The 19,839-nt window shown below is 73.0% G+C and carries 16 protein-coding genes; 15 read left to right on the top strand and 1 reads right to left on the bottom strand.

The genetic code is table 11. From position 1 onward, the window contains the following. Positions 1-40: 40 nt before the first annotated feature. Together JOD48_RS12800 and JOD48_RS12795 are read left to right on the top strand one after the other, a co-directional pair. Positions 41-1,141: a DUF2189 domain-containing protein gene (locus tag JOD48_RS12800; RefSeq protein WP_204809428.1), complete on the top strand. Its 1,101-nt coding sequence runs from the start codon at positions 41-43 to the stop codon at positions 1,139-1,141. 212 nt (positions 1,142-1,353) lie between these two features. Further along, entirely contained in the window at positions 1,354-1,905 is a 552-nt protein-coding gene (locus tag JOD48_RS12795; protein ID WP_191788973.1) for a DUF4870 domain-containing protein, read from the top strand. A 76-nt stretch (positions 1,906-1,981) separates the two neighbouring features. On the opposite strand, the gene JOD48_RS12790 is transcribed toward JOD48_RS12795, so the two are convergent. Continuing rightward, entirely contained in the window at positions 1,982-2,848 is an 867-nt protein-coding gene (locus JOD48_RS12790; RefSeq protein ID WP_191788974.1) for a DUF3097 domain-containing protein, read from the bottom strand. A gap of 143 nt (positions 2,849-2,991) precedes the next feature. Here JOD48_RS12790 and JOD48_RS12785 point away from each other — a divergent pair, with 143 nt between their 5' ends. The 13 genes from JOD48_RS12785 to JOD48_RS12725 all read left to right on the top strand — a co-directional run bounded on the left by JOD48_RS12785 (position 2,992) and on the right by JOD48_RS12725 (position 19,568). Further along, positions 2,992-4,452: an MFS transporter gene (locus JOD48_RS12785; RefSeq protein WP_307824132.1), complete on the top strand. Its 1,461-nt coding sequence runs from the start codon at positions 2,992-2,994 to the stop codon at positions 4,450-4,452. 286 nt (positions 4,453-4,738) lie between these two features. Beyond that, positions 4,739-5,755 carry a heat-inducible transcriptional repressor HrcA gene (gene hrcA / locus JOD48_RS12780; protein WP_191788977.1) on the top strand — a complete coding sequence of 339 codons (1,017 nt, stop codon included), beginning with the start codon at positions 4,739-4,741 and terminating at the stop codon, positions 5,753-5,755. Between the two features lie 115 nt (positions 5,756-5,870). Then, on the top strand, positions 5,871-6,983 hold the full coding sequence (dnaJ, locus tag JOD48_RS12775) for a molecular chaperone DnaJ (protein ID WP_191788978.1): 1,113 nt from the start codon (positions 5,871-5,873) through the stop codon (positions 6,981-6,983). A gap of 2 nt (positions 6,984-6,985) precedes the next feature. Beyond that, the gene (locus tag JOD48_RS12770) at positions 6,986-7,822 is read left to right on the top strand and encodes a 16S rRNA (uracil(1498)-N(3))-methyltransferase (RefSeq protein WP_191788979.1); all 837 of its coding nucleotides are present in this window, start codon (positions 6,986-6,988) and stop codon (positions 7,820-7,822) included. Between the two features lie 69 nt (positions 7,823-7,891). After that, positions 7,892-8,260, top strand: a complete 369-nt coding sequence (locus JOD48_RS12765; RefSeq protein WP_191788980.1) for a histidine triad nucleotide-binding protein — start codon at positions 7,892-7,894, stop codon at positions 8,258-8,260. 324 nt (positions 8,261-8,584) lie between these two features. Then, positions 8,585-9,613 carry a PhoH family protein gene (locus JOD48_RS12760; protein ID WP_204810575.1) on the top strand — a complete coding sequence of 343 codons (1,029 nt, stop codon included), beginning with the start codon at positions 8,585-8,587 and terminating at the stop codon, positions 9,611-9,613. Further along, entirely contained in the window at positions 9,613-10,065 is a 453-nt protein-coding gene (ybeY, locus tag JOD48_RS12755) for an rRNA maturation RNase YbeY (protein ID WP_030151649.1), read from the top strand. The genes JOD48_RS12760 and ybeY overlap by 1 nt, the downstream gene beginning before the upstream one ends. Further along, entirely contained in the window at positions 10,062-11,537 is a 1,476-nt protein-coding gene (locus JOD48_RS12750) for a hemolysin family protein (protein WP_191788981.1), read from the top strand. The genes ybeY and JOD48_RS12750 overlap by 4 nt, the downstream gene beginning before the upstream one ends. Then, positions 11,534-12,481 carry a GTPase Era gene (era, locus tag JOD48_RS12745; RefSeq protein WP_204809426.1) on the top strand — a complete coding sequence of 316 codons (948 nt, stop codon included), beginning with the start codon at positions 11,534-11,536 and terminating at the stop codon, positions 12,479-12,481. The genes JOD48_RS12750 and era overlap by 4 nt, the downstream gene beginning before the upstream one ends. Positions 12,482-12,550: 69 nt before the next feature. Then, positions 12,551-14,098 (top strand): alpha/beta hydrolase family protein, encoded by a 1,548-nt coding sequence (locus JOD48_RS12740; RefSeq protein ID WP_204809424.1) that lies wholly within the window; start codon positions 12,551-12,553, stop codon positions 14,096-14,098. A gap of 31 nt (positions 14,099-14,129) precedes the next feature. Then, positions 14,130-15,710: an outer membrane protein assembly factor BamB family protein gene (locus JOD48_RS12735; RefSeq protein ID WP_204809422.1), complete on the top strand. Its 1,581-nt coding sequence runs from the start codon at positions 14,130-14,132 to the stop codon at positions 15,708-15,710. A 48-nt stretch (positions 15,711-15,758) separates the two neighbouring features. After that, positions 15,759-17,405: an outer membrane protein assembly factor BamB family protein gene (locus tag JOD48_RS20175; RefSeq protein WP_204809420.1), complete on the top strand. Its 1,647-nt coding sequence runs from the start codon at positions 15,759-15,761 to the stop codon at positions 17,403-17,405. An 87-nt stretch (positions 17,406-17,492) separates the two neighbouring features. Then, a complete protein-coding gene (locus JOD48_RS12725) occupies positions 17,493-19,568 on the top strand; it encodes a DUF7937 domain-containing protein (protein WP_204809418.1) in 2,076 nt (691 codons plus the stop codon). Positions 19,569-19,839 lie beyond the last annotated feature (271 nt).

Genomic DNA, 19,839 nt, shown 5'->3' with positions numbered 1-19,839 from the left:
CAGTGTGGCTTGCCGCACCCCGCCGACCCGAGGGATCACGATGAGCGACAACACCGCAGGCGGGCCGCCGCCGGAAGAGAACGAGCCGACGCCCCAGAACCCGTACGCGAGCACTCCGGACCCGGGCGCCGCCGCACCACCGCCGTCCGATCCGGTACCGCCGAGCCAGCCGCCTGCCCAGCCCCCGGTGACGCCGCCGACGCAGCCGCCCACCCAGCCGCCCGCCCAGCCGACGCCACCGGCTCAGCCCACGCCACCCGCCCAGCCGACCCCGCCGGCGCAGCCAGGTCCTCCGGCCGCGCCGCCGTACGGCGCCCCGACCCCGCCCCCGGCAGAGCCCTACGGCGCTCCCGCCGGCGGCCAGCAGCCTCCGTACCCGCCGCCCGCTGGCGCCTACCCGCCGCCCTCAGGTGCGTACCCGCCGCCCGCTGGCGCCTACCCGCCGCCAGGCCAGCCGGCGTACGCGGGTGCTGCCCCGTTCTCGGTGGGTGACGCGATCGGTTTCGGGTGGAAGAAGTTCTGGGCCAACCCGTGGCCGTGGATCCTCGCGGCCTTGATCTTCCTGGTGATCAATGCGGTCTTCAACTGGATCTCGGGCGGGTTCGACCGGTTCACCGACTACCGCACCGACGGGTTCTCGGACACGAACATGGCCGAGGCGCTGGGGCTGAGCTTCGTCGGCGTCCTGCTGACGATCATCGGCGTGATCATCAGCTACCTGATCGCCGCGTTCTACTCCCGAGGCGCTCTGGACGAGACCCAGGGCCGCAAGCCCGACGTCTCGGCGTTCTTCCGGATCGCCAACGTCGGCAACGTCCTGCTGGCCGCCTTCCTCGTGGCCGTCATGACGATCATCGGCACGATCCTGTGCATCCTGCCCGGGATCGCGGTCGCGATCTTCTCGGCGTTCGTCTACTACTTCACCCTCGACAAGGAGCAGGACGCGATCACCGCGATCAAGTCCAGCTGGTCGCTCGTCGCGAAGAACTTCGGGTCGGTCTTCCTGCTGCTCCTGGCGCTCTTCGGGATCAACATCCTGGGATTCCTGGTCTGCTTCGTCGGCCTACTGGTCACGATCCCGCTGTCGTACATCGCGGTCGCCTACGCCTACCGGCGTCTGGTGGACGAGCAGCCCGTCTGACCTCGCACCGTTCCCGACGACGGGCCGTGCCGCACCCCCATCTCGGGGGCGGGACGGCCCGTCGTCGTCTGCCCACGGGCGAGCGCCGGGTGTCTGCCGGGTGAACCGGTTCGGTCGGGTGACGGGCACGGTGGCCGCGGGTGCGCCGGACCGGCTAGCGTGAGGCGCCCGGTCCGTCCTGAACGGTCCGGTCCGTCCGTAGAGAGGCCCCGATGAGCAGCCAGAACCCTTCCGACCAGGTCCCCGACTACGGGCAGTACGTGCCCCCGACGGACCAGCACGGCACGCCAGGAGCCCAGCCTGGGCAACCCGGCCAGCCCGGCCAGCAGGGATGGGCAGGTCAGCAGGCCTCGTACGGCCCTCCCGCGGGCCAGCAGGGCCAGTACCCACCCCAGGGCCAGTACCCGCCGCCGGGCTACCAGGGGGCCCCGGCTTCCCCTCTCTCGCCTGCCGACACCAAGACGTGGGCGAGCCTGTCCCACCTCCTGGGTGGGATCCTCGGGTTCCTCGCACCGCTCGTGATCTGGCTCGTCTTCCGCGAGCGCAGCCACGTCGTGGACGTCGAGGCCAAGAAGGCGCTCAACTTCCAGATCCCCGTGGCCCTCGTCCTGCTCGCCGCGAACTGGGTGCTCCCGGGCTTCCTGTCCGGACTGGTGGTCTTCGGCGTCTGGGTGACGTCGCTCGTGTTCAGCATCATCGCGTTCCAGGCCGTCAGCAACGGCCGTCCGACCAGCTACCCGGTCGACGTGAAGATCGTGAAGTAGGCCGACGAGCCGCAGAGGGCGCGTCCTGGGGGAGACCCAGGACGCGCCCTCGGTACGTCGTCCCGGACGCGGGGCCTCAGTCGGCCGTCACGAAGTCGATGAGCTCCTCGACACGGCCGAGCAGCGACGGTTCGAGGTCGGCGTAGGTGCGCACGGTCCCGAGGATGCGCTGCCAGCCGCGGGCGACGTCGGCCTGCTCGGCCGCCGGCCAGCCGAGCTCGCGCAGGATGCCGCGCTTCCACTCGGTGCCACGCTCGATCACGGGCCACACGTCGAGTCCCACGCGCTCGGGCCGAACGGCCTGCCACACGTCGACGTAGGGGTGGCCCAGGACCATGACGGTGCCGGGGCGCACGCCCCGCAGGGCCTCCGCGACCAGGCGCGTCTCCTTGCTACCGGGGACCAGGTGGTCGACGAGCACGCCCACCTTGCGCTCCGCCGTCGGGCCGAAGTCCTTGAGCGCCTCGGCGAGGTTGTCGACGCCGTCGAGCAGCTCGACCACGACCCCCTCGATGCGCAGGTCGTCGCCCCAGACCTTCTCCACGAGCTCGGCGTCGTGCTTGCCCTCGACCCAGATGCGGCTGCCGCGCGCGACGCGCGCCCGGACGTTCGCGACCGCCCGCGAGCCCGACGCGGTGCGCGTCGGGGCGACGGGCGCCGTCGAGGTCACCGGGGCGGTCAGCTCGACGGGCTCGCCGTCGACCCAGAAGCCCGGGCCGAGGGGGAAGGTGCGCGTGCGACCTGCTCGGTCCTCGAGGACGACGACGTGCATGCCGCCGGACTTCTCGACGCGCACCACGGCGCCGACCCAGCCGGTCTCGACGTCCTCGACGACGAGGCCGCGCTCGGCGGGCTGAGGGCGGGACACAGGTCGCCGGCGGTGGGGGACCGGGGCGGGGGTCGCGCTGGACAGGACGTCGGAACCGTAGCGATCGAAGCTCACCCGACTCACCCTAGGCGGTGGTCGCCCGTGCGCCCGGAAGGGGCGCGCGGCGACCCGCGAGGTCGTGGACCCGGGCGCCACGGGACCGCCCCTCGCGGGCCGCTCGCCGGGTGCGGGCCCACGCACCGTGGTACGACTGGCCGGTGAGCACTTCGAACGGCCCGGCCACGCCCGACGCCCAGCGGTGGCGCGTCCTGGGGCTGTGCCTCGCGGTCGGTTTCATCACCATGCTCGACGTGTCGATCGTCAACGTCGCCCTCCCGTCGATCGAGAAGGCGCTCGACGCGGGCCCGACCGAGCTGCAGCTCATCGTCGCCGGCTACACCCTCGCGTTCGGTCTCGCGCTCGTCCCGTCCGGTCGCCTGGGGGACGCGGGCGGGCGTCGGACGTTGTTCATCGTCGGCCTCGTGGGCTTCGCGCTCACGAGCCTCGCGGCGGGCCTGGCGCCGAACGACGAGTGGCTCGCGATCGCCCGGCTCCTGCAGGGCGTGAGTGCGGGCATGCTCAACCCGCAGGTCATCGGGCTCATCCAGCAGATGTTCTCGGGGTACGAGCGCGGCAAGGCGTTCGGCATGTTCGGTGCGACGATCGGCGTCTCGACCGCGCTCGGGCCCCTCCTGGGCGGGCTGATCCTCCAGGTCGCAGGCGAGGAGAACGGGTGGCGCTGGATCTTCGGGATCAACGTCCCGATCATCGCGGTCGTGCTGCCCCTCGCGATCAGGTTCCTGCCCGTGACGGCGCGCAGGCCCGGCCCGCGCAGGCTCGACCCCGTGGGCCTCGTCCTCATCGCGGTCGCGACGGTCGCGGTCATGCTGCCGTTCGTCACGACGTCGGGCCAGGACGACGACCCCGGGCGCTGGTGGTGGCTCGCGCTCGGGGCGGTCGCGGTCGTCGCTGCGGTGTTCTGGGAGCGGCGCTACCAGCGGACCACGGGCGCCCCGGTCCTGGACCCGCGGGTCCTGTCGCTCACGTCGTTCCGCAACGGCACGCTGCTCGGCATCACGTACTTCGCGGGGTTCACGGGGATCTTCCTCGTCGCGACGCTCTACCTGCAGAACGACCTGCACTTCACGCCGCTGCACGCGGGGCTCATCGGGATGCCGTTCGCGATCGCGTCGGGCGTGGCGTCGTGGCTCGCGGGTCGCGGGGTCGCGCGCTGGGGCCGGCCGCTCGTGGTCGCGGGCCTCGTGGTGGTGCTCGTCGGGCTCGGTGGCGTGATCCTCGCGATCCGCGCCACGGGGGACGACTCGTCGGTCGCAGGCTGGGGCATCGCCCTGACCATGATGATCACCGGGATCGGCAGCGGGACCGTCATCTCCCCGAACCAGACCTTGACCCTGGCCCGCGTCCCGGTCGAGCTCGCGGGAGTCGCGGGCAGCATGCTCCAGCTCGGGCAGCGCGTGGGATCGGCCATGGGCATCGCCGTGGTCCTCTCGACGTACTACTCGCTCAAGGCGGGCGGCTCGACGGGAGCCGTCGCGGCGAGCACCGCGATGCTCATCACGGTCGCCCTGGTCGCGGTCTCGCTCGTGGTCGCGGTCGTCGACCTGCGGGCGCGGCACGCGCAGGCAGCGCCCGAGGGCAAGGTGACGTCCGCTCTGTGAGCGCCGCCGTCCGGTGCGGCGTGGACGGCGCGGCGTGGACGGCGCGGCGTGGACGGCGCGGTGAGGCCCGGCGCGGTGAGGCCCGGCGCGGTGAGGCCCGGCGAGCGCCCAGGGCCCGACGGCGGGGCGCGGGCTGCGTCGTCGGGTGCGGTCGCGTCCGAGCCGGCGGAGGGAAGACCCCGTGAGGACCCTGTGCACGTCGCACCCCGCGCCTCCGGCGACCGCGTAGAATTAGCACTCGACGGTGGAGAGTGCGAGAACGCGCGACGATCGGCAGGAGGTGGTCATGAGCGAGGAACGACGGCTCGACGTGCTGCGTGCGATCGTCGAGGACTACGTCCTGACGAGGGAGCCGGTGGGATCCCGCGTCCTGGCCGAGCGCCACCGCCTGGGCGTGTCCCCGGCCACGATCCGCAACGACATGGCCGCCCTCGAGGAGGACGGCTACATCGCCCAGCCCCACACCTCGGCCGGGCGCATCCCCACGGACAAGGGCTACCGCCTGTTCGTGGACAAGCTCTCGACGGTCAAGCCCCTGTCCTCGCCCGAGCGGCGGGCGATCGAGACGTTCCTGTCGGAGGCCGTGGACCTCGACGACGTGGTCGCCCGGGCGGGGCGTCTCCTCGCCCAGCTCACGGGCCAGGTCGCCGTGGTGCAGTACCCGTCGCTGCGCCGGTCGGGCCTGCGGCACCTCGAGCTCGTCCCGGTGGGCGACCGGCGCCTGCTCGTGGTCATCATCACGGACACGGGCCGCGTCGAGCAGCGCACCCTCGAGGTCGCCCAGGCACCGGACGAGGCCACGCTCGCCGAGCTGCGCTCGCGGCTCAACGCCGTCGCGGCCGGCAAGCGTCTCGCTGAGCTCGGCAAGGGCTTCGCCGACGTCGCGGAGGAGTTCCGCCCCGAGGACAGGGACCTCGCGCGCTCGCTCGCGCTGCTCGTCGAGGAGACGCTGTCCGAGGAGTCGGAGGAGCGCATCGTGCTCGCCGGCACCGCCAACCTGGCCCGGGTCGGCATGAGGTTCGAGCACGCGCTGCGCCCCGTCCTCGAGGCGCTCGAGGAACAAGTCGTGCTGCTCGGGTTGTTGACGGAGATGGCCGCGGAGTCCGGGGTGAGCGTGCGCATCGGTCACGAGACGCAGCTCGAAGGGCTCGTCGAAACGTCGGTCGTGACGAGCGGATACGGTAACGAGGGAGACTCGGTCGCGTTGATCGGCTCGATCGGACCGACCCGCATGGACTACCCCGGGACGATCGCCTCGGTCCGCGCGGTCGCGCGGTACCTGTCGCGCGTCCTGACCACATGAGTTCGGTTCTTGCGCCGGCGGGTGCTCGACCTGGTCCTCGGACCCTGGTCGTCACCGCACGGTGTTGTCGGAAGTCGCCGGTCCTGGATCGGCGTGCGCTAGTAGAGAGTGACCTGTGAGCGACTACTACGAGATCCTGGGCGTGCCCCGGGACGCGAGCCAGGACCAGATCAAGAAGGCCTACCGCAAGCTGGCCCGTGAGCTGCACCCTGACGTCGCGGGCGAGGCCGCCGAGGACAAGTTCAAGGACGTGTCCCGCGCCTACGAGGTGCTGTCCAGCCCGGACAAGCGCCAGCAGTACGACCTCGGCTCGGACCCGTCGGCCGCCGGCGGCGGCATGGGCGGAGGGTTCGGCTTCCAGGACATCTTCGAGACGTTCTTCGGGGGAGGCCAGGCGCAGACCGGCCCCATCCCGCGTGCCCGTCGTGGCCAGGACGCCCTCGTGCGTCTCGACATCGACCTCTCGGAGGCGACCTTCGGGGCGCGCCGCGAGCTCCAGGTCGACACCGCGGTGATCTGCGGCACCTGTTCGGGCTCGTGCTGTCGACCCGGCACGTCGCCCCGCACGTGCGACGTGTGCAACGGCCGCGGCACCGTCCAGCGTGTGGCGCGTTCGTTCCTCGGCCAGGTCATGACGACCGCCCCCTGTGCCGCGTGCCAGGGCTTCGGCACCGTGATCCCCGAGCCGTGCGCCGAGTGCGCGGGCGAAGGGCGCGTGCGCAGCCGTCGCACCCTGACCGTCAACGTCCCTGCGGGCGTGGACACCGGCACCCGCATCAAGCTCACGTCGCAGGGCGAGGTCGGCCCCGCGGGCGGTCCCGCGGGCGACCTGTACGTCGAGATCCGCGAGCGCAACCACGAGGTCTTCGTGCGCCGCGGCGACGACCTGCACTGCACGCTCCAGGTGCCCATGACGGCTGCGGCCCTCGGCACGGTCCTCGAGCTCGAGACCCTGGACGGCCCGCAGGAGATCGACCTGCGCCCCGGGACGCAGCCCGGTCAGATCGTGACGCTCAAGAACCTCGGCGTCGGCCACCTGCACACCGGCGGCCGGGGCGACCTCAACGTGCACGTCGAGGTCCAGGTCCCGACGGGCCTCGACGAGGAGCAGGAGGAGCTGCTGCGCTCGCTCGCGAAGGCTCGCGGCGAGGAGCGGCCCGACCCGCGCCTGTCCGCCGCGCACCCGGGGGTCTTCTCCCGGCTGCGCGACAAGCTCTCGGGACGCTGAGCGTGAGCGCGCCGGTCTTCCTCGCGGAGGCGAGCAGCTCGCTTGAGAGCGGGGCCGCGAGCGGCCTCGCGGGCTTCCCCGCGGGATCGCTCTACGTGCTCGACGGCGCCGAGGGGCGTCATGCGGGCGTCGTGCAGCGGCGCGGTGTCGGGGAGGCGGTCGACGTCGTCGACGGCGAGGGCCTTCGCCTGCGGTGCACCATCGAGGGGGTCGAGCCCTCCGGGGTCCGCCTGCGCGTCGACGAGGTCGTCGAGGAGCCCGCACCCGACGTCGTCGTGACGCTGGTCCAGGCCCTCGCGAAGGGCGACCGCGACGAGATGGCGATCGAGGCCGCGACCGAGGTCGGGGCCGACGCCGTGGTGCCGTGGCAGGCCGAGCGCTCGATCGTCGTGTGGCGCGGGGACCGTGCAGCCAAGTCGCGTGCCCGCTGGCTCGCGACCGTGCGCGCTGCGACCAAGCAGGCGCGGCGCGCCCGCCTTCCCCGGGTCGACCTCGCGATCGACACGCGCGGGCTGGTCGAGCGCACCCGTCAGGTCGTCGAGGCCGGCGGCGCGGTGATCGTGCTGCACGAGGAGGCGTTCGTCCCGCTCGCCGAGGTGGCCCTGCCGGTCCCCGCGTCCCAGGACGTGGCCGCGGCGGGACGAGCGCCCGAGGTGCTCGTCGTCGTCGGGCCGGAGGGCGGCATCTCCGAGAAGGAGGTCGAGGCGCTGACCGGCGCCGGTGCGCGCACCGCGCGCCTCGGCCCGCACGTGCTGCGGACCTCGACCGCTGGCCCGGTCGCGATCGCGATGCTCGTCCAGCGGCTCGGCCGGTGGGGCGGCACGGACGACGAGCAGTGACCCGGCGCGCGGTCGCGGCGCCCGTCCCGCCCCCGGGCCGCGCAGACGAGCCGGGGGTAGCCTGCCGTCATGACCAGCAACGACACCGCTCGCCCGACCGACCCGGACTGCCTGTTCTGCAAGATCGTCGCAGGTGAGATCCCCGCGACGATCGTGGCGACCACGGACCAGGCCGTGGCGTTCAAGGACATCAACCCGCAGGCCCCGCTGCACGTGCTCGTGGTGCCGCGCGCGCACCACGGCGACATCGCACAGCTCGCCGCCGCCGACCCAGACCTCCTCGCGGGGGTCGTGGCGCTGGCCGACGAGATCGCGAGCGAGCAGGCCGACGGACAGTTCCGGCTCATCTTCAACTCGGGGCCGCGCGCAGGGCAAAGCGTGTTCCACGTCCACGGGCACGTCATCGGAGGCACCGCGCTGGGGTGGAACCCGGCCTGACCGCCGCGTGCCGGCCGACGCTCGTCCGTCGAGCCGCCGGGCCGCCGGTATTCGCCCTGACCCGGGCGGGCGTGCTCGATATCATGGACGCACCACGAACCACCAGACCTGCAGAAGGAGTGCCTCGGCGCAAGCCGGCTCATGCCATCTTCGACACCACCCCCACCGACCGGCCCGGCGTCGCACGGCCTCGGAGGTCCTCCTCGTGATCAGGAGCGCGCCCGCGCCGTCCGGCCGAACGGGACCGTCGACGCGGAGGCAGCAGCCGCGCACCCCGCCGGTACCCGGGTAGAGCACCGCATCGTCGTGCCGTCCCACGTGCCCATGGTCGACCTCCTCGGCAGCGGTGACGTGGTCCTGCGGGCGATCGAGTCGGGGTTCCCCACGATCGACGTCCACGCACGCGGCAACGAGATCGCCGTGACGGGCCCCGTCGGCGACGTCGCGCTCGCCTCCCGGCTGCTCGACGAGCTCGTCGAGGTCGTCGAGTCCGGCACTCGCCTGACGCCCGACGTCGTGACCCGCTCCGTCGCGATGCTCACCGCGGCGACCGCGGCCCGCCCGGCCGAGGTCCTGACGTTCAACATCCTCTCGAGCCGTGGCCGGACCATCCGGCCCAAGACGGTCGGGCAGAAGCGCTACGTCGACGCGATCGACGCGAGCACCGTGACGTTCGGGATCGGCCCCGCCGGGACGGGCAAGACGTACCTCGCGATGGCCAAGGCCGTCCAGGCCCTCCAGGCCAAGCAGGTCAGCCGCATCGTCCTGACCCGGCCCGCCGTCGAGGCGGGGGAGCGGCTCGGGTTCCTGCCCGGCTCGCTGTCGGAGAAGATCGACCCCTACCTGCGCCCGCTGTACGACGCGCTGCACGACATGATCGACCCCGAGTCGATCCCCAAGCTCATCGAGGCCGGGACCATCGAGGTCGCTCCGCTGGCTTACATGCGCGGTCGCACGCTCAACGACGCGTTCATCATCCTCGACGAGGCGCAGAACACCTCGACCGAGCAGATGAAGATGTTCCTCACACGCCTCGGGTTCGGTTCCAAGATGGTCATCACGGGGGACGTGACGCAGGTCGACCTGCCCGGGGGCACCCCGTCCGGGCTGCGGGTCATCGAGGACGTCCTGACCGGGGTCGACGACGTCGAGTTCTGCCGCCTGACCTCCACGGACGTCGTGCGGCACCGGCTCGTGAGCGACATCATCGACGCGTACGCACGCTGGGACGTGAGCACCGCACGGCCCGCCCGTGACGGCGGCGGCCGTGCGCACGGCGGTGCTCGGGGCGGGACGGCCCGCCGCGAGCGACCACGAGACCCACGAGACCCACGAGAGCAAGGGGCACGCTGATGAGCGTCGAGATCAACAACGAGTCCGGCTACGAGGTCGACGAGGCGGAGTTCGCGGCCCTCGCGCGCTACGTCCTGGACGCGATGCACGTCCACCCCCAGAGCGAGCTCGGCATCCGGTTCGTCGAGTCGGACGTCATGGCCGAGCTGCACGTGCGCTGGATGGACGAGCCCGGCCCCACGGACGTCCTGTCGTTCCCGATGGACGAGCTGCGTCCCGGTCGCGACGGCGACGTGACCCCCGCGGGCGAGCTGGGCGACATCGTGCTGTGCCCCGAGGTCGCCGCGCAGCAGGCGGTGACGGCGGGTCACTCGACGGCCGAGGAGATGCTCCTGCTCACGACGCACGGCATCCTCCACCTGCTCGGCTACGACCACGCCGAGCCCGAGGAGGAGAAGGAGATGTTCGCGCTGCAGCGCAAGCTGCTCCTGACGTTCCTCGCCAGCCGATGACCGAGGTCCCCGTCGCGCTGCTGCTCGTCCTCGCGGTCGTGGGGGTCGTCCTCGCGGGGGCGCTCGGCGCCGGGGAGGCGGCCGTCATGCGCGTCACGCGCGCGGCCGTGGGCGAGGCGGCAGCGGAGGCCGAGGCTGCCGTCACCGGCGGGCACAACGGCGGATCTGCCGGACCCCTCCCGCCGCGCGTGGTCCGGGTCCGTCGCGTCCAGGCGCTGACCGAGGACCCGCCGCACACCGCGGCCTCGCTCGCGTTCCTGCGCGTCGTCGCCGAGATGCTCGCGGCGACCTGCGTGACGTTGCTCGTCCTGGCCTGGCTCGACGACTGGTGGCAGGCGTTGCTCGCCGCGTCGCTCTTCGCGGTCCTGGTCGCGCTGGGCTTCGCCCGGGTCGCCCCGCGTGCGCTCGGACGTCAGCACCCGGTGCGCGTGCTCGTGGCCCTGTCGGGGGTCCTGACCCCCGCGGTCGCCCTGACGGGCTGGCTGGTGCGTGTCACCGCCTCGAAGGACGACACCGACGGGCCGCACGAGCGCGAGCTGCAGGACATGGTCGACCGTGTGAACGAGTCCGAGATCATCGAGGAGGAGGAGCGCGAGATGATCCGCTCCGTCTTCGAGCTCGGCGACACCCTCACGCGCGAGGTCATGGTGCCCCGCACCGACATGATCACGACGCCGGCCTCGACGCCCCTGTCCAAGGCGCTGGCCCTCTTCCTGCGCTCCGGGTTCTCGCGCCTGCCGGTCACGGGGACGTCGGTCGACGACCTCGTGGGCGTCGTCTACTTCAAGGACGTCGTCAAGGTCGTGCACGGCTCGCCCGAGGCCGCGTCGCGCCGCGTCGCGGACGTCGCCCGCCCGGCGATCTTCGTGCCCGAGTCCAAGCCCGTCGACGACCTCCTGCGCGAGATGCAGGCCTCGGCCTCGCACATCGCGATGGTGGTCGACGAGTACGGCGGCGTGGCCGGTCTCGTGACGATCGAGGACGCGCTCGAGGAGATCGTGGGCGAGCTCACCGACGAGCACGACAGGTCGGGCCCCGAGGTCGAGGACCTGGGCGACGGGACCTTCCGCGTCCCGGCCCGCCTGCCGCTCGACGAGCTCGGCGAGCTGTTCGAGCTCGACATCGAGGACGACGACGTGGACACCGTCGGGGGCCTGCTCTCCAAGGCGCTCGGCAAGGTCCCGCTCCCCGGATCGACCGCCGAGGCCCAGGGCGTGCACATGACCGGCGAACGCGTCGAGGGGCGCCGCAAGCAGCTCGCGACCGTGCTCGTGAGCGCTGCGGCCACCGACCGGGAGAGCGCTGGCGATCCCGAGCCCTCACCGGACGCGGGCACCCCCGAGCGCACCGAGCCGCGCGAGCGCGGCCACCGAGACCACCAGACGACCCCCCAGCACGCGGAGCGTGCCGGGCGGACCAGTGACACCCCGCGTCGAGCGGGCGAGTCGAACGAGAGAGAAGCACACCGGTGACCCAGAACGACCACGCAGCAGCAGAGCACAAGGCCGGCTTCGCGTGCTTCGTCGGACGGCCCAACGCGGGCAAGTCCACGCTCACGAACGCCCTGGTCGGGCAGAAGGTCGCGATCACCTCCGGGCGACCGCAGACGACCCGCCACACGATCCGCGGCATCGTGCACCGCCCCGACGCGCAGCTCATCCTCGTGGACACGCCCGGGCTGCACCGTCCGCGCACGCTCCTCGGTGAGCGGCTCAACGACCTGGTCCGCGAGACCCTCGCGCAGGTCGACGTCATCGCGTTCTGCCTCCCGGCGGACCAGAAGGTGGGGCCGGGCGACAAGTACATCGCGGCCCAGCTCGCGGACCTGACCAAGGGGCGGCGCCCGACCCCGGTCGTCGCGGTCGTGACCAAGGCGGACCTGGTGGACCGCGAGACCCTCACGAAGCACCTGCTCGCGGTCGACCAGCTCGGCGAGTGGCAGGACATCGTGCCGGTCTCGGCGAAGGACGGCTTCCAGGTCGAGACCTTGGAGGAGGTGCTGGTCAAGCACCTGCCGCCGGGCCCCGAGCTGTACCCCGGTGGCGAGCTGACCGACGAGCCCGAGGCCGTGATGGTCGCCGAGCTCGTCCGCGAGGCGGCCCTGGAGGGCGTGCGCGACGAGCTGCCGCACAGCCTCGCCGTGGTCGTCGACGAGATCGTGCCGCGCGAGGGGTCCGGCAACCCGGAGACGGGCAGGCCCCCGCTCCTGGACGTGCGGGTCAACCTCTTCGTGGAGCGCGACAGCCAGAAGGCGATCATCATCGGGCGTGGCGGTTCGCGTCTGCGTCACGTCGGGACCGAGGCCCGCAAGGGCATCGAGGCGCTGCTCGGTGCGCGCGTGTACCTCGACTTGCACGTCAAGGTCGCCAAGGACTGGCAGCGTGACCCCAAGCAGCTGCGCCGGCTCGGGTTCTAGGGTGCACCCCCGTCCGTCGTCGGGCCGTCCCCAGGGCGGACGGCCCTCCTCGCGCGAGACGATCCTGTCGTGATCTTCCGTACCGCGGCGACGAGCGCCGCCCTCGCGATCGGGCTCGCCCTGGTCGGGGCCGTGACCGGACCCCAGTGGTCCCCGGTCCCGGTCACCGACCACCTCGAGCCCACCACCTCCGACACGACGATCGGCGGGCAGGGGCCCGACGTCCAGCCCGTGGGGACCTACGAGGTCCGGGAGACCCCGGTCGTCGTCAGGCTCGACGGCACGAGCGTCGAGGGGATCGTGCGCGAGCCGGTCGACGCCCCGGAAGGGCGCCCGGGAGTGGTGTTCCTGCACGGCGCGGGCACGGGGGCGGCCGACGAGGCGTTCGTCGACGTCGCGACCGACATGGCGAGCGCGGGAGTCGTGACGCTCGTGCCCTCGAAGCGGCTCGACACGTACACGACCCGGCACCGCGACTACGTCGACATGGCCCGGGACTACGAGCACTCGGTCGACCTGCTGCGGACCAGGCCCTCGGTCGACCCGGACAAGGTGGGGTTGTACGCCGAGTCCGAGGGGACGTGGATCGCGCCCGTCCTGGTGGACCAGGACCCCGACGTGTCCTTCCTGGTCATGGTCTCCGCGCCCGTGGTGCCGCCACGCCAGCAGGCGGGCTTCGCCGTCGACTCCTACCTGCGCAACACGGGCGTGCCGCAGGGGGTGTTCCGCGCGATCCCGCGCGCCGTCGGCATGGAGATGCCCGGGGGAGGGTTCGAGTACGCGGACTTCGACGTCACGCCCTACCTCTCGCGCCTCGACGTGCCGACCCTCGTGGTCTACGGCACGGCGGACCCGTCGATGCCGATCGAGCAGGGCGCGCTGCGCATCATCGCGGAGGCGGGGGCGAACGGGAACCATGACGTGACCGTGCGCTACTACGAGGGCGCGAACCACGGCATCAAGATCGACGACGTCCTCGTGCCGGAGTTCGCGCGCGACGTCTCGGCGTGGGTCCAGGGACTCGTGGGCACCGCCGGTGCCCCGCCGACCGTGGCGGGCGGCCAGCCGAACCAGCTCTACCTGGCCTCGGCCGTGCCCAACCCCCGGTGGTACGGCAACGGCGACATCGTCATCGGGTTCGTGATCGTGGGTGGCGTGCTGCTCGTCGTGGGGCCGCTCGTGTGGCTCGTGACGGGGTCGGTGCGCAGGCTGCGCCGTACGCCGCACGCGGCCGGGCGGCTCGCGCCGGGACTGCGGTGGCCGCTCGTGGGTCTGGCGACCGGGTCGGTCGCGACCATGATCGGTCTCGTCGTCTACCTGGTCTCGGTCGCGCGGCTGGCCCTCGACTACCGGACGGACGCGTGGGTGGTCCAGGGCGGGTGGGTCGCCGTCCGTCTCCTGGGGCTGGCGACCGTCGTGGCCGCGGCGTTCATCATCAACCGTCTGTCCGACCTCCGGACGGCCCGCAAGACGGTCGACGCCTCCCCGGAGGGGGGCGTGGTGGTCCGGCCTGCGACCGGCGTCGGCGCCCGCACGACGTTGTGGGCGACCGTCGCGGGGTCGACGATCCTGCTCGTGACGCTCGCGTACTGGGGTGTGTACCAGCTCGGCATCTGACTTCCCGGTCGTCGACGCTTAGGGTCGTCCCATGGGACGACGTCCGCGGGGCACGGCGAGGTCGAGCGTGCGCGTCTTCGCGATCGAGGACGCCGACGAGGACCTGGCCGAGCAGGGCCCGTCCGGCCCGCGGTCGCGCGGCGCGGTGCCCGACGGCGGGGCGTCCGTCCAGGGGCCGGCCGACGGCCCGGTGCCGCAGGTCCTCTCCGGTGCCGAGCCGCAGGTCGACGAGCGGCTTGCCCGTCGACCGTGGTCGCGCAGGTCTCGCCTCTTCGTCGGGGCAGGGGTGTCCGTCGTCGCCCTCCTCGTCGTCGGAGGGGTCGTCCGTGGCGAGATGAACGAGTCTGCCCGCGTCGATCGGGTGATCGCGGCCGGCGGGATTCGGCCCCTGGGCCCGGAGGTGGGCGTCCTGTGGCGGATCGAGCCGACCGGCTCGGGCGACGAGGATTCCCCGACGGGATGGTGGTTGTCACCCGCCGTGGTGGACGGGACGCTCGTCGTGCAAGGGAGCCCGGTGGTCGGCTACGACCCGACGACAGGTCGGGAGCTGTGGCGCGGCGCGCCCCGGCCCGCGTCGGACACGGCGAAGGTCACGACCGCGTGCACGGGTACGGGCACGTGGGAGGTGCAGGAGGACCCGCTGGTCTGCACGACGTTCGAGCTCCGGTCGGTCCCGACCGTCGGGGCGACGTTCGAGCAGTCGTTCCCGGTGCGCGTCGACGTCATGGTCGCCGCGACCGGAGAGGTCACGGGCACCCGCACGTTCGGCGAGGAGACGCAGGGTGCCGCCTTCTTCGACGACGGCATCGCCTCGGTCAGGTGGGGGGACGACGGACACGTGGTGGTCGACCTGGAGGACCGGGCCACGGGAGAGCTGCGCTGGTCGCGGGAGATCGCCCAGGAGCGTGGGAGCAGCCCGGAGGGGGAGTACCTGGGACTGCAGGACGGCGGCTCGGTGCTCATGGTCGCGGTCGCAGGCCGTCTGGTGACCCTGGACGCGGACGGCCGGACCGTGGACGAGGCCGAGGAGTCGTGGACCATCCCCCTGCGGGACGGGCTCGCCCTCGTCCAGCACCCCGACGGGGGCTCGACGGTCCTGGACCGTCACGGGGCGGAGCTCTTCCGCACCCGGGGCACCGTCCAGGAGTTCACCGCGACGGACGGAGGGCCGACGGCGGCGTTCTTCGTCACCGAGGGCGGCGGTGTGATGGACGAGTCCGGGAACATCGAGCGGCCGCGCACGACAGCGCTCGACCCGGCGACCGGACGGACCCGGTGGAGCATCGACGGGGTCGCCGCCCCGGTCGCCCAGGTGGGCGATGTCGGGATCCTGTCGAGGGCAGGTCGGCTGTGGGCGGTGGACCTGGGCTCCGGGGAACGGTTGTGGGAGTCCTCCGAGGTCCTGACCTATACGTCGGCGCACACCGACGGGACGGACCTGTACCTCATGGGACCGAGCGCGACGGGCGGGACCCGGGTCACGGCGGTCTCCGTGGACTCCGGGCAGGAGCTGTGGTCGAGCGACCTCGAGGACTCCGCCGCGTGGGGGGTCGGCGTGCGTGGGACGCTCGTCGTCGCGACCGACGACGGCACGCTGCTGGGCATCGGCTGACGGGCCCCTCGCTCCACCCGGTCGGCGTATCGGGACTACCGTGGAGAGGTGGCTCCACGACGTCGTGAGCACGATGCCCACGCCGTCGAGCTGGTCGAGGTGGCCGAGCTCGACGACGACTTCGACGCGGAGCCGTCGGTCGCGACCGGGCCCAGGCGGGGGAGCGCCGGAGCGCGCACGGGGGGCACCGCTGCCCGGGATGCGGGAGCCGGCTCGTCGCGTGTCGGCGTCGGACCTGCGTCGGACGGTGCGCCCGACGGGTCGCCCGAGCCGCGTGGCCGAAGGAGCGGCGTGCTCGGCCACGTGATCCTCGGCGCGGTCCTCCTGCTCTGCGTCCTCGGGGCGTCGTTCGCGGTCGGCGCTGTGCTCGAACGGGCGAGGGCAGCCCGGGTGGCGGCACAGGCGGGAGGGTTGTGGCCCGTCACGGTCGAGCCCGCGAGCGTGTGGCGGGCGTCGACGGGGGCGGGGCTGCCCGCAGCCGTCGAGGGGCAGGTCGTCGTCGTCGGCCCGGGTGGGACGTTGTCCGCCCGTGACCTCACCACGGGTGAGGAGGTGTGGGCCGCCGACCTGCCGTCCGGAGCGACCACGTGCGGGCCCGACCTCCTCGACCCGGACGTCGTGGGTTCGCCCCTCGTGTGCGTCACGGTCCGCGGTTCCCCTCCGGTCGCCGGTCGGGGCGACGACGGGTTCCCGCTTCTCGTGACGGTCCTGGACCGGTCCGGGCGGGTCGTCGGGTCGCGTGGGCTGGCGGACAGGATCGAGGCGGCGGTCCCGCTCGCGGGAGGTCAGGTCGCGACGGCCGTCCGGGCGACGGACGGCGTGGTCGTCACGTGGGAGGGTGCGCTCGACGGTGTCGTCGAGAGGGTGCGGACGGTCGGTGTCGACCAGGACCGGGTGGACGGCGTCGGGGCCACGGGGATCGACGGGGCGCCGTCGGGGACGGTGCCCCCCGACGGCCTCGGCCTGGTCGCGGCGCGCGGGTTGCTGCAGGTCCGGTCGGGCGGCGCGTCGACGACCTTCGACGCGCACGGCGACCCGCTCACCGAGCGTGCAGGCATGCGGACGCGGGGCTGGTTGGGGCAAGCCGGCCTCCCTGGAGGTTCGTCGGCCCGGGTGGTCGACGACCGCCGGACGGGGTGGGAGGACCGCGTCGACGTGACGGGGGCGGACGGTCGGGTGCGGTTCAGCATGGCCGGTGAACCGTTCCTGCCGCAGGTCGCCGATGACGGACCTCCCCCGGTCGTCGTGGTCCGGATGCCTGGCTTCACGGGGTACGACGCGAGCACGGGCCGTCGGCTCTGGCACCGGGAGGAGTGGCCCGAGGTGCTCTGGCTCCAGACCGACGACGTCGTGGTGGTGGAGTCGGGGTCGCGGCTGCTCGCGCTCGAGTCCCGGACCGGGCGTGAGATCTGGCAGCGCTGGTTGCCCGCGGAGGTCGTCCGGGTGTTCACCGACGGGGACTCGGTGCTGCTCGCGACCGTCGGCGACGGGCTCGGTGGGACGGACGGCGCCGCGACGAGCGTCGTGTCCGTGAGCCTGTTCGACGGACGCACCGAGTGGCGCAGAGCCCTCGACGGCGACTACTACGAGGTCGTGTCCGCGCAGGGGGTGCTGTTCGCGGTGACGAGGACGGAGGTCGTGCGCCTGGGTCGTGGGTCGCGCAGGCACAGAGTGGGAGACTTGAGCCATCGGTGATCTACCGGTAGAAACTGACGGGGCCGTCGTGGCCTGATCCGGCGCTCGCCCGACAGCGAGCCCGGGGTGATCTGTAGGGAGAACGCGATGACCAACGAGACCGACCCTGGGCCTGGCCCCGATCAGCAGTCACCGACTCCGGCCGGCGGGGCCGCGAAGGCTCCGTCGTCCGACACGCCCGCGACGGGTACGGCCCCGGCGGCGGCGCGCGTTGCCGAGCAGAAGCCGGAGGCGGCCGCCGGGAGCAACCCGTTCGCCGGCATCCCCGTGAGCGACTACGTGCGCGACGGCGTGGCGGCCCTGCTGCTCTTCGTCTCGCTCACGATGCCGTGGGACGTCGGGCACAAGGCGTCGGACAAGATCGAGGTCATCCTCGTCACGGTCGTCTCGTTGCTCTCGCTCGCGCTGCCGTACCTGGCACGGACCGGTGCGCTGCCCACGACGTGGACGGTGCACACGACCCGCCTCGCGCGTCTCGTCGCGAACGCCCCGTACGTGCTCCTGGCGGCGGTCTACGTCGTCCTGGACCTGGTCAACCGGTCGGCCGACAACGGCTGGGGCGGCATCGGGACCGCTCTCTCGCTCGGACTCGCGGGGGCGTTCCTCGCGGCCCAGCCGCGCCAGGCCGAGCTCGGCCCGGTCGAGCAGGACAGGGCAGCCTCGCGCGTCTGGACGCTGGTCCTGACCGTCGTCGCGGGCGTGGCGGTCGTCGGTGCGCTGATCGCGTTCCTGCTCACCTTCTCCCTCGGCGTGTCCGCCCTGCTGCTGCTCCGGTTCCTCGTCGCCGGCGCCGTGACCGTGGCGCTCGTCGGGTGGCCCGTGTGGGGGATCCTGCGCCGCGACGAGGCCTGGCGCCTCGTGCTCGTCGGTCTGGGGATCGCGCTCGTGGTCCTCTTCGTCCTGAACACCAGCAACCTGCTGGTCAGCTTCGACTCGTTCGCGCTCGGGCAGTTCGGCCTGCTGCTCGTCCCCGCCGCTGCGGCGGTCGCCTCGTCGCCCGCGCTCGCGCGGACCACCTCCTCGCAGTCGCCCGTCTCGACGTGGGTCGCCGTCGCGGTGAACACGCTCGACCTCGTCGTCGTCGTCGCCCTCGGAACCGCGCTGACCGGTGTCTTCACGCTCGCGAACGGCGCGAGCGGGTCGGTCCTCATCCTGTCGATCGTGTTCGGGCTCCTCGCTGCGGGCGCCGCGCTCGTGGCTCGTCGCTCGCTCGCCCGCGACGCCGTGGCCGGGCGGACGCTCGCGCTCGGCGCGGCAGGCGTCGTCGCGATCCTCGGCATCGTGCTCCTCATCGTCGCGACGAACCAGCCCGGGGCAGGCTTCGGCACGACGCTGCTCCTGCTGGCGTACGGGCTGCCGCTCATCGTGGTCTTCGCGCTCACGGTGCCGGCCGAGGTCCGGACGCACTTCGCGGAGAACCGCCCGTCGTCGCTCGTCGGGGCCGACGCCGCGCCGAGCGCGTACGTCTGGCAGCCGCCCGCGCCGCGCCCGGCTCGTCCCAAGCCCGCGCAGGAGCCGGTCGCGGGTCCGTACGGCAGCGGCAGCTACGCGACGGGCCCGGACGGGTACGGCCCAGAGGCCGGCGAGCACGAGCCCGACCAGGTCGCGGCCCCGTCGCGTCCGACACCTGTCCGCGCTCCGGCACAGTCGGCCCAGCCCGTGCAGTCTGCCCAGCAGCCTCAGCAGCCTCAGCAGCCTCAGCAGCCCCAGTCGGCGCAGCCCGTGCAACAGGTCCGCTACCAGCCGACCCAGGAGCCGACGCAGCCGGTCCGTCAGGACCCGCAGCCGCAGCCTTCCCGCCCGGTCGAGCAGTACCAGCCGACCCAGGTCCTGCCGGCGCAGGGGGGCTCGTCGTCGCACCCCGTGCAGCCGGTCGTCCCCGAGCGTTCGGGCTACGCGGCGCGACCGGGTTACGCGGCACAGTCCGTGGGTGACACGGCGGTCCTGCCCCCGTACCAGGACCCGCAGCCGGTCGGGTTCAGCGCCGCTCAGGCACTGGACCCGTCCACGCCGCTCGAGGTGCTCGCGCAGATCGTCCAGGAGGCCCCGCACCTGCGCCCCCAGGTCGCGGCCAACCCGTCGACGTACCCCGCGCTGCTCGAGTGGCTCGGCAACCTGGGCGACCCTGCGGTCGACGCCGCCCTGCGTTCGCGCGGCCGCTGACCGGCCCTGACCAGGCGGGGCCGCGCTCTGAGGCGGGCCGACGGCGTCGCTCTCGTGGCGTCGCTGGTTCGTCTGGTCCCGCTCTGAGGCGGGCCGACGGCGTCGCTCTCGTGGCGTCGCTGGTTCGTCTGGTCCCGCTCTGAGGCGGGCCGACGGCGTCGCTCTCGTGGCGTCGCTGGTTCGTCTGGTCCCGCTCTGAGGCGGGCCGACGGCGTCGCTCTCGTGGCGTCGTCGGCCCGCCTCGCGCGTGTCGTCCACCGGGACGTCCCGG

The organism is Oerskovia paurometabola, assembly GCF_016907365.1.
Classification (GTDB): Bacteria; Actinomycetota; Actinomycetes; order Actinomycetales; family Cellulomonadaceae; genus Oerskovia; species Oerskovia paurometabola.
The sequence above is the reverse complement of the archived record's forward strand: the minus strand, read 5'-3'. Positions and strand labels throughout refer to the sequence as shown.